Consider the following 11,083-nt stretch of genomic DNA (forward strand, 5'->3'; position numbering starts at 1 on the left):
CGCGGAGAGCAGCGTCACACCCGTCGGGCGCGTCGAATGAGGCCGAGAAGCCCCCGCTCATCTCACCTTGCGGCATAGCGTCGGCACAGACCGGACACCCCGCGTCGTCTCACCGCACCACGAGGTCAGAGACCGTACTTTCTTCTACGTCACGCAACGGCGCGCGACAGGAGCCAGAGGACCATGCAGACCAAGCTGGACGAAGCCAAGGCCGAGCTGCTCGACAGGGCGGCCCGGGTAGCTGAGAACAGCCCGGCCGGGGGGAAACTACCGACTGGGACGACGGACGAGGGCACGCCCGACCGGGACTCCGTGCTCGCGTTCCTCCAGCGCTACTACCTGCACACCGCACCGGAGGACCTCGCCGACCGCGACCCGGTCGACATCTTCGGAGCCGCTGTCTCGCACTACCGGCTCGCCGAGAGCCGCCCCCAGGGCACCGCCAACGTCCGGGTCCACACCCCGACCGTCGAGGAGAACGGCTGGACGTGCAGCCACTCCGTCGTCGAGGTGGTCACCGACGACATGCCCTTCCTGGTCGACTCCGTCACCAACGAGCTGACCCGCCAGGGCCGCGGCATCCACGTCGTCATCCACCCGCAGTTCGTCGTGCGCCGGGACGTCACCGGCAAGCTGATCGAGGTGCTGCCCACCTCGGCCGGCGGCGACCTCCCGCACGACGCGCGCGACCTCCCGCACGACGCGCACGTCGAGTCCTGGATCCATGTGGAGATCGACCGCGAGACCGACCGCGGCGACCTCAAGCAGATCACCGCCGACCTGCTGCGGATCCTGTCCGACGTCCGTGAGGCCGTCGAGGACTGGGGCAAGATGCGCCAGGCCGCGACCCGGCTGGCCGAGGCGCTGCCCGGTGAGCCCGTCCCCGCCGACCTGCCCGCGCCGCAGGTCGAGGAGGCCCGCGAGCTGCTGCGCTGGCTCGCCGACGACCACTTCACCTTCCTCGGCTACCGCGAGTACGAGCTGCGCGAGGACGACTCGCTGGGCGCCGTCCCCGGCACCGGCCTCGGCATCCTGCGCTCCGACCCGCACCACGCCACCGACGAGAGCCACCCGGTCAGCCCGTCCTTCGAGCGGCTGCCCGCCGACGCCCGGGCGAAGGCGCGCGAGCACAAGCTGCTGGTGCTGACCAAGGCCAACAGCCGGGCCACCGTCCACCGGCCGTCGTACCTGGACTACATCGGCGTCAAGAAGTTCGACGCGGACGGCAATGTCGTCGGTGAGCGGCGCTTCCTCGGACTGTTCTCGTCCGCCGCCTACACCGAGTCCGTGCGCCGGGTGCCGGTGATCCGGCGCAAGGTCGAGGAGGTCCTGGAGCGCGCCGGCTTCTCGCCGCACAGCCACGACGGGCGCGATCTGCTGCAGATCCTGGAGACCTACCCGCGCGACGAGCTGTTCCAGACCCCGGCCGGCGAGCTCCAGCCCATCGTCACCTCGGTGCTCTACCTCCAGGAGCGCCGCCGGCTGCGGCTCTACCTGCGCCAGGACGAGTACGGGCGCTACTACTCCGCCCTCGTCTACCTGCCGCGCGACCGCTACACCACCGGTGTGCGCCTGAGGATCATCGACATCCTCAAGGAGGAACTCGGCGGCATCAGCGTCGACTTCACCGCCTGGAACACCGAGTCGGTCCTCTCCCGGCTGCACTTCGTGGTCCGCGTCCCGCAGGGCACCGAACTGCCGGAGCTTTCCGACGCCGACAAGGAGCGCATCGAGGCGCGGCTCGTCGAGGCCGCCCGCTCCTGGGCCGACGGCTTCGCGGAGGCGCTGAACGCCGAGTTCGGCGAGGAACGCGCCGCCGAGCTGCTGCGCCGCTACGCGGGCGCCTTCCCCGAGGGCTACAAGGCCGACCACTCCCCGCGCAGCGCGGTCGCCGACCTGGCCCGCGTCGAACAGCTCGACGACCAGCGGAACTTCGAGCTCAGCCTGTACGAGCCGGTCGGCGCGGCCCCCGAGGAGCGCCGCTTCAAGATCTACCGCAAGGGGGAGGCCGTCTCCCTCTCCGCGGTGCTGCCCGTGCTCCAGCGGCTCGGCGTCGAGGTCGTCGACGAGCGGCCGTACGAGCTGCGGTGCTCCGACCGCAGCGTGGCCTGGATCTACGATTTCGGTCTGCGCATGCCCAAGGCGGCCGGCGGCGGCGTCGACTACCTCGGTGACGACGCGCGTGAGCGGTTCCAGGAGGCCTTCGCGGCGACCTGGACCGGCAAGGCGGAGAACGACGGCTTCAACGCCCTCGTACTGGGCGCCGGGCTGACCTGGCGCCAGGCCATGGTGCTGCGGGCGTACGCCAAGTACCTGCGCCAGGCGGGTTCCACCTTCAGCCAGGACTACATGGAGGACACCCTCCGCACCAACGTCCACACCACCCGGCTGCTCGTCTCCCTGTTCGAGGCGCGGATGTCGCCGGACCGGCAGCGCGCCGGGTACGAGCTGGTGGACGCGCTGCTGGAGGAGGTCGACGCCGCCCTGGACCAGGTGGCCTCGCTGGACGAGGACCGCATCCTGCGTTCCTTCCTCACCGTCATCAAGGCGACGCTGCGCACCAACTTCTTCCAGGAGGCGAGCGACGACACGCCGCACGACTACGTCTCCATGAAGTTCGACCCGCAGGCCATCCCCGACCTCCCGGCGCCCCGCCCGGCGTTCGAGATCTGGGTGTACTCGCCGCGCGTCGAGGGCGTGCACCTGCGCTTCGGCAAGGTCGCGCGCGGCGGTCTGCGCTGGTCGGACCGCAGGGAGGACTTCCGTACCGAGATCCTCGGCCTGGTCAAGGCGCAGATGGTGAAGAACACCGTCATCGTGCCGGTCGGCGCCAAGGGCGGTTTCGTCGCCAAGCAGCTCCCGGACCCGTCCGTGGACCGCGACGCGTGGATGGCGGAGGGCATCGCCTCCTACAAGACGTTCATCTCGGCCCTGCTCGACATCACCGACAACATGGTGGCGGGCGAGGTCGTGCCCCCGGCGGACGTCGTCCGGCACGACGAGGACGACACCTATCTCGTCGTCGCCGCCGACAAGGGCACCGCCACCTTCTCCGACATCGCCAACGAGGTCGCCGAGAGCTACAACTTCTGGCTCGGTGACGCCTTCGCCTCCGGTGGCAGCGCGGGCTACGACCACAAGGGCATGGGCATCACCGCCCGCGGCGCCTGGGAGTCCGTCAAGCGGCACTTCCGGGAGCTGGGCGTCGACACCCAGACCCAGGACTTCACGGTCGTCGGCATCGGCGACATGTCCGGTGACGTGTTCGGCAACGGCATGCTGCTCAGCGAGCACATCCGCCTGGTCGCCGCCTTCGACCACCGGCACATCGTCATCGACCCGAACCCGGACGCGGCCGTCTCCTACGCGGAGCGCCGCCGCCTGTTCGAGCTGCCGCGCAGCTCCTGGGCCGACTACAACACCGAGCTGCTGTCGGCGGGCGGCGGGATCTTCCCGCGTACCGCCAAGTCCATCACGGTCAACTCCCAGATCCGCGAGGCCCTCGGCATCGAGCCCGGCGTCATCAAGATGACCCCGGCCGACCTGATGAAGGCGATCCTCAAGGCGCCGGTGGACCTGCTGTGGAACGGCGGCATCGGTACGTACGTCAAGGCGTCCACCGAGTCCAACGCCGACGTCGGGGACAAGGCCAACGACGCCATCCGGGTCGACGGCAAGGACCTGCGGGTCGCCGTCGTCGGCGAGGGCGGCAACCTGGGCCTGACCCAGCTCGGCCGGATCGAGTTCGCGCTGCACGGCGGCCGGATCAACACCGACGCCATCGACAACAGCGCGGGCGTGGACACCTCCGACCACGAGGTGAACATCAAGATCCTGCTGAACGGCCTGGTCGCGGACGGCGACATGACGATCAAGCAGCGCAACAAGCTGCTCGCCGAGATGACCGACGAGGTCGGCCGGCTGGTGCTGCGCAACAACTACGCGCAGAACACCGCCATCGCCAACGCGCTGGCCCAGTCCAAGGACATGCTCCACGCCCAGCAGCGCTTCATGAAGCACCTGGTGCGCGAGGGCCACCTCGACCGGGCCCTGGAGTTCCTGCCCACCGACCGCCAGATCCGCGAGCGGCTCGGCTCCGCGCAGGGCCTGACCGGCCCCGAGACGGCCGTACTGCTGGCGTACACGAAGATCACGGTCGCCGAGGAGCTGCTGCACACCTCGCTGCCCGACGACCCGTATCTGAAGGTCCTGCTGCACGCCTACTTCCCGACGGCGTTGCGCGAGCAGTTCGGCGACCACATCGACAGCCACCCGCTGCGCCGCGAGATCACCACGACCGTCCTGGTCAACGACACGGTCAACACGGGCGGTACGACGTATCTGCACCGGCTGCGCGAGGAGACCGGCGCGTCGCTGGAGGAGATCGTCCGGGCGCAGACCGCCGCCCGCGCGATCTTCCGCTCCTCGGTGGTGTGGGACGGGGTCGAGGCGCTCGACAACAAGGTCGACGCGGAGGTCCAGACCCGGATCCGGCTGCACTCGCGCCGGCTGGTGGAGCGCGGCACGCGCTGGCTGCTCAACAACCGGCCGCAGCCGCTGGAGCTCCAGGAGACGGTGGAGTTCTTCGCCGAGCGCGTCGAGCAGGTCTGGTCGCAGCTGCCGAAGCTGCTGCGCGGCGCGGACCTGGACTGGTACCAGAGGATCTACGACGAGCTCAGCGGGGTCGGCGTCCCGGACGATCCGGCCACCCGGGTCGCCGGGTTCTCCTCCGCCTTCCCGACGCTCGACATCGTGTCGGTGGCCGACCGGATGGGCAAGGAGCCGCTGGACGTCGCCGAGGTGTACTACGACCTCGCCGACCGGCTGCGCATCACCCAGCTGATGGACCGCATCATCGAGCTGCCGCGCGCCGACCGCTGGCAGTCCATGGCCCGCGCGGCGATCCGCGAGGACCTGTACGCGGCGCACGCGGCGGTGACCGCGGACGTCCTGGCGGCGGGCAACGGCTCGTCGACGCCGCAGCAGCGCTTCGCGCTGTGGGAGCAGAAGAACGCGGCGCTGCTGGGCCGGGCCCGCACCACGCTGGAGGAGATCCACGGCTCCGACACGTTCGATCTCGCCAACCTGTCGGTGGCGATGCGGACAATGCGGACGCTGCTGCGGTCGCACTCGTAGGACACGCGGGTCGTCGTCCGCGCGAGGCGTGGACAGCGCGGGTCGCGCAGCACGCGGACGAGGGGCGTTCCGGCCGTCGGGGCCGGGGCGCCCCTCGCGCCGTTGTGGTGCCCGGCCGTGGTGACCGGTTGTGCCGCCTGGCCCTGATTTTCCGGTGGTGGTGCCTCAGGTGGGGATCGGTGGTGATGCGGTGGGCGCTCTTCCGGGTTAAGCCTCATATGTGACTGTCCGATTTTCGTCGTCCCCCGTGCCCGGGAGGACCGGTGCGCGTCACGCCGTCGTCCGTCCGCCGGCCGCCGGCCGGACCGCGGCCCCGGTCGCCGCGGGACTCGTCCTCGTCCTGCTGGTCCTGGTGGTCGTGCGGCTCCCGTGGGTCGGTGACCTGGGCATGCACGCGGCGACCGTGCAGCGTCTGCGGCACAGCCCGCTCGACCCCGGCAATCCCCTGGTGGACGCGGACACGCCGAGCCCGTACTACTCGCCGTGGATGCTGCTGCTCGGCGCCGTCGCCCGGGTGACGGACCTGCCGGTGTTCGCGGTGCTGCGGCTGGCCGCCGCGGCCGGACTGGCGCTGCTGGTGACGGGCGTGTGGCGGTACGTGCGGACGCTGAGCGCGCACCGGGCCGCGCCCGCGCTCGCCCTGCTGAGCCTCCTGCTCCTGTGGGGCACGACGCCGTTCCTGTGGAGCGGCTTCCCGGGGCTCCACTCGCTCGCGCTGACGGTGTCGTACCCGAGCACCTTCACCCTCGGGCTCGCCTTCCACTTCTGGGCGTGGCTGACGCGGGCGGTGCGCGGCGCGGCCGGGTGGGGGGTGTGGCTCGGTCTGGGGGTCCTGTGGGCGGTGATATTGCTCTGTCACCAGTTCTCGGGCGTGGTGGCCACGGCGGGCGCGGTCGCCACCGTGCTCGCCGCGCGGCCCCGGCGCACGGCGTGGCTCCGGCCGGTCGCCGGGCTGTCGGCGGGGGCGGTGGTGCTGTGGGCATGGCCGTACTACGACTTCTTCGCGCTGTTCGGCGCCGGGGACGGACTGGAGCCGGTGCACCGGGTGCTGTACGGGCACCCGGTCGCACGGTTCGGGCTGGTGCTGCTCGGCGTGGCCGCGCTGGTCCCGAGGTGGCGGCGCGACCGCCGGGATCCGCTGGTGGTCTTCTTCGCCCTGGGGGTGCTGGTCGTCGGGGCGGGGTGGCTGAGCGGCCACTACTCGTGGGGGCGGGCACTGCCCGCCGCGGTCGTCCCGGCGCAGCTCGCGGTGGCACTGGAGGCGGTCGGGGCGGGGCGCCGTCGGCTGCGTGCCGGCTGGGCGGCGCTGCTCACCGGGGCGCTGCTGCTCGGCGGGTGGGCGCAGGCGGGGACGCTCGGGTACGTGGTTCCGCGCGGTGCCCTGCCGCAGGCGGTGGAGGACCGATACCGGCCGCCGTGGACGGGATACCACTGGATCACGCCGTGGGTGCGCTACGGCGACGTGGTCCTGGCCGAGGGGCGCCCGGCCCGCCAGATACCGGCGTACGGCCCCTACACGGTCGCTCCCGGCTACCCCGACTTCTTCCTCCCGGACGAGGAACGCCGTACGACGGCCACGGGGACCTACTTCGCGGAGCGGACACCGGAGTCCGTGCGGCGGGGGATAGAGCGGGAGTACGGGGTGCGGTGGGTGGTGGACCGGACCGGCGCCCTGGACGGCACCGGACTACGGGCGGTGGCACGGGGCCCGGACGGCCAGGTGCTCTACGCGGTGCCGTGAGCCACCGCGCCGGTGTTCACCGCAGCGCGCTCGCCACCAGGCGGGCCGTGCGGCGCACCCGGGGGCGGTCCAGGAGGCGGACCACCGGGCGCAGGACGGCCGCCGTGAGGCCCACCGGCTCCCAGCGGAGCTGGAGGCGGCCGGGTGTGTGGCCCTCCGGCTCGACGGTGAGCAGGTGCGGGGAGGCACCGCCGTGGTAGGGGACGCGGGCCGTCGACGGCGGGAAGGCGAGCGGCGCCAGCAGGATGCCCCGGTTGCCCTGGCCCCGGCAGGTGAGGACGACCAGCGGATGACGCACCCCGGCGAAGCCGCTCACCGGGAGGCGTGCGGTCGCCGGGTCGAGGCGGACCCGGCCCTCGAAGACACCGGGGCGGACGGGGGAGAGCCGGAAGGGGACGGTGAGGCGGTGCCGGCCGGGGGAGACGAGGAGGCTCGCGCGCTGCGGGCCGACCGGGAGGCGCAGGGCCGGGTCGTACGTCCGCACGGTCAGGTCGACGCAGGCGCCCGGGCCGCGGCCGAGCTCCGTGATCTCGTGGCGGAACCGGGCGCCGAAGAACGGGCGGGTGTCCAGGTCCAGGTCGGTCAGGTCCAGTTCGCGGCGGGCGTCGGCGGACCGGGGGACGCGCTCGCCCCAGTAGGTGCGGCCGTCCGCGTCCGTGGCCACCTGCCGCGGGGCGACGGCGTGGCCCAGGCCACGGGCGGCCAGCCGGGCCTCGGGCAGACGACGGTCACGGATCAGCTGGAGCACCACCCGTTCGGCGCGCGGGAGCCGGGCGTACGCGCCCGGCGACAGGGTCGCCAGGTACGGGTTCACCAGGTCGGCGAAGGTGTCCAGCCACTCCTCGTCCCGGTAGGGCAGATCGCCCGCGTACATCCGGAAGTCGTGCTTCAGGAACTTGTGGTCCTTGTCCTCGCGCAGCGCCTCGTGCCCGCTCTCGGCCAGGAAGGCGTCGATCAGCCGCTGGACGTGGATCCGGTCGCGGACGTTGGTGAGCAGATGCCGCTGGTTGGAGATGGACGCCGCCGCCGAGCCCGCGTACGGGGCGACGTACCAGAGGTACACCGGCTCCGGGACGACGGTGAACCGCTTCGCCAGGCAGTACGCCTGGGCCGAGAACAGTTGGTCCTCGTAGTGGATGCCCTCGGGGAAACGCAGGTCGTACCGGTCGAGGAAGGCCCGGGCGTACATCTTGCCGGTCGCCAGGTGCTCGAAGAACAGCCGGGGGTCGGCCTCGATGCCGTCCAGGGTGCGGCGTTCGCGCACGAGGTGCGGCATCCAGGTGGAGCGGCGGCCGGTGTCCACGCGGATCCGCCGTACGGCGCCCATCGCGAAGTCGATGTCGCGTTCGCGGTGGGCGGCGAGCAGGGAGGCGACCGACTCCGCGGGGAGTTCGTCGTCGCTGTCGAGGAACATCAGATAGGGCGCCCGCGCGATCTCCAGGGCGCGGTTGCGCGGCGCGCTGCACCCTCCGCTGTTCTCCGGCAGGCGCAGATGGCGGATCCGCGGGTCGAGGGCGGCCAGGGCCTGCGCCACCTGGGGCGTGTCGTCCGTCGAGTGGTCGTCGCTGATGACGATCTCGAGGTTGCGGTGGGTCTGGCGGCGGACGGACTCCACCGCGCGGGGGAGGCGTTCGGCGTCGTTGTGGACGATCACCGTGACGGTGACGTCGGGGGTCCCGGTGGTGGTCATGACGGGCATGCCTCCTCGGGGCTCGGCGCCGGGGTGCGTTGCTCGACCGGCAGCACCGGGGGCAGGGTCGCCTCGTCCTGGCCGAGGAAGACCCGGCGTACGACGCGTTCGGCGGCGCGGCCGTCGTCGTACTCGCAGAACCGGCGCCGGAAGACGGCCCGTGTCTTCGCCGCGCTCTCGTCGTGCCAGGCGTCGGTGGTGAGGATCTCGGTGAGTTCCTCCTGGGTGCGGGCCACCGGTCCGGGCGCCTCGGCCATCAGGTCGAAGTAGACGCCGCGTGTGGTGCGGTACGTCTCCCAGTCGTCGGCGTGGATGATCAGCGGGCGGTCGAGGTTGGCGTAGTCGAACATGATCGACGAGTAGTCCGTGACCAGGGCGTCGGCGGCCAGGCACAGCTCCTCGACCGGGTCGTAGGACGAGACGTCCACGATGCGGCCGGAGCGGCGCGGGCCGGTCAGCGGGGAGGCGGCGCCTTCGTAGAAGTAGTGGCCGCGCACCAGCAGGACGGTGTCCTCGCCGAGGCGGTCGGCGAGGGCGCCGAGGTCCACGCGCGGGGTCCAGCCGGCCTCGTAGTCGCGGTGCGTGGGCGCGTACAGGACGGCCCGGCGGCCGGGCGCGATGCCGAGGCGTTCGCGGATCGCGCGGATGTCGTCGGCGCCGGCCGTGTAGTAGACGTCGTTGCGCGGATAGCCGTAGTCGAGCGAGACGAAACGGGACGGGTACGCCCTCTCCCACATGCGGGTGGTGTGGCTGTTGGCGGAGAGGCTGTAGTCCCACTTGTCGACGCGCTCCAGCAGGGCGGCGAAGTCCAGGCCCCGGGCGGCGGCCGGGTACGGCATCTGGTCCAGGCCCATGCGTTTGAGGGGGGTGCCGTGGTGGGTCTGGAGGTGGACGGCGTCGGGGCGTTTGACCACCGCGTTCGGGAAGTTGACGTTGTTGACGAGGTACTTCGCGGTGGCGAGCACCTCCCAGTAGCGGCGGGTGCCGGGGACGACGTGGTCGGTGCCGGGCGGGAGGAGGGCCGCGTTCCGGCCGGTCACCACCCACACGGGGTGGAGGTGCGGGGCGAGTTCGGCGAGCTTGGCGGCGATCGCGGCCGGGTTGCAGGCGACGCCGCGGTTCCAGTAGGCGGCGAACACCGCCAGATGCGGGTCGACCGGGCGGTGCAGGGCCTTGCGGTACTGGAGGTCGCGGACCTGGGTGGCGAGCCGGTGCCTGCCGGTGCGCACCGTGGAGCGCACGGTGCGGCGGGTGCGGTTGGCCTTCTGGAAGGCGCGGTACTTGGTGTAGGCGCCTTCCTCGAGGAGTGAGCGGCGGATGCCCTCGAGGCCGGCGGGGCGCCGGTGGCCCTCGGGGCGGCGGCGCAGGGCGGCGACCGAGGCGCGGTGGAAGAACTCCTTGGCCACCTGGTCGGGCATGTCGCTGCGGGCGAAGGTGCGCAGGCAGTCGCGGACCATGATCTCGTAGAGCACGGTGTAGACGGCGGGGCGTTCGCGGGCCAGGTCGAGGAGGCTCTCGTAGCGGTCGACGAGGGCGTAGCGCTGTTCGGCGGTGACCGGGGGGAGGCTGGCGGGCCGCAGCCGGCGGTCCTCGTGGGCGACGTGCGGCAGGCAGGCGACGCGGTCGGCGAGCAGGAGGGCGGCGAGGGCCGCGTGCGGTTCGTCGTCGGTGGTGAGCGCTTCCTCGTGCGCCCGCCAGAAGCCGGCGCGCAGGACGCGGGTGCCGAGCAGTGGGGTCAGGCGCAGCAGGTAGGCGCTGTCGTCGAGGGCGACGTCGGTGCGGCCCGCGCGGGCGAGCAGGGGGCCGTCCGCCGAGGGCAGGCCGGAGCTGTGCCAGGTGCTGCGGAGGTGGTCGAGGAGCAGGACGTCGACCGTGCCGGGGAGGTCGGCGACCCGTTCGGCGACCGTGCGCGGGCTGCCGGGGGGCAGGCCGTCCTTGGCGCGGACGAAGTGCAGCCAGTGGCCGGTGGCCCGCGCGGCCCCCGCCGCCCGGGCCGCCGCGTCGGACGTGCCGTCGGGCAGGGGGACCACCTGGACGTGGGGGGAGTGCCGCTGCGCCGTCCGGCGGGCCCAGTCGCCGACGGCGGCGACGACGATCTCGGTGTCCGGGAGGGGGTGGGCGGCGAGGGAGTCGAGGAGGCCGGTCAGATGGTCCTGGGTGTTCGGCCCGTGGACGATGACGCTGAGTTCGGGCATCGCGGGGCTCCTTCGGCTGCTCGTCGCTCCGGACATTCCGCTTCGGTCATATTGGCACCAATACGACGAAGTGGCTGCGCGGACGCGCGGGCGTCCGCCTCACGAGGGAGGCGGAACCCTCGCTCGCCTCACGAGGGAAGCGGGACCTTCGCCCCTTCCGGCTCGGCCCGGGGCTTGGGCTTCGGTTCCGGCTTGCGGGCCTTCTCCGTGCCGCCGGTGAAGGCCTCGTACTCCTTGAGCACCTCGTCGGTCGGCCCGTCCATGCGCAGCTCGCCGCGCTCCAGCCACAGCACGCGGTCGCAGGTGTCGCGGATGGACTTG

General features: G+C 72.3%; 4 protein-coding genes and 1 pseudogene. 2 read left to right on the forward strand and 3 right to left on the reverse strand.

Features of this window, described 5'->3' with window-relative positions:
* Positions 1–183 precede the first annotated feature (183 nt).
* Both IE178_RS33880 and IE178_RS33885 read left to right on the forward strand, forming a co-directional pair.
* On the forward strand, positions 184–5,136 hold the full coding sequence (locus IE178_RS33880) for an NAD-glutamate dehydrogenase (protein ID WP_193514923.1): 4,953 nt from the start codon (positions 184–186) through the stop codon (positions 5,134–5,136).
* 220 nt (positions 5,137–5,356) lie between these two features.
* Positions 5,357–6,877: a hypothetical protein gene (locus IE178_RS33885; protein ID WP_193514924.1), complete on the forward strand. Its 1,521-nt coding sequence runs from the start codon at positions 5,357–5,359 to the stop codon at positions 6,875–6,877.
* 16 nt (positions 6,878–6,893) lie between these two features.
* On the opposite strand, the gene IE178_RS33890 is transcribed toward IE178_RS33885, so the two are convergent.
* The 3 genes and pseudogenes from IE178_RS33890 to IE178_RS33900 all read right to left on the reverse strand — a co-directional run.
* Entirely contained in the window at positions 6,894–8,576 is a 1,683-nt protein-coding gene (locus tag IE178_RS33890) for a glycosyltransferase (RefSeq protein WP_193514925.1), read from the reverse strand.
* Positions 8,564–10,762: a CDP-glycerol glycerophosphotransferase family protein gene (locus IE178_RS33895; protein WP_193514926.1), complete on the reverse strand. Its 2,199-nt coding sequence runs from the start codon at positions 10,760–10,762 to the stop codon at positions 8,564–8,566. The genes IE178_RS33890 and IE178_RS33895 overlap by 13 nt, the downstream gene beginning before the upstream one ends.
* 128 nt (positions 10,763–10,890) lie before the next feature.
* Positions 10,891–11,083: pseudogene (locus IE178_RS33900) on the reverse strand (ABC transporter ATP-binding protein); the annotation flags it as partial.

Source organism: Streptomyces griseoloalbus (assembly GCA_014650015.1).
Taxonomy (GTDB): domain Bacteria; phylum Actinomycetota; class Actinomycetes; order Streptomycetales; family Streptomycetaceae; genus Streptomyces; species Streptomyces griseoloalbus.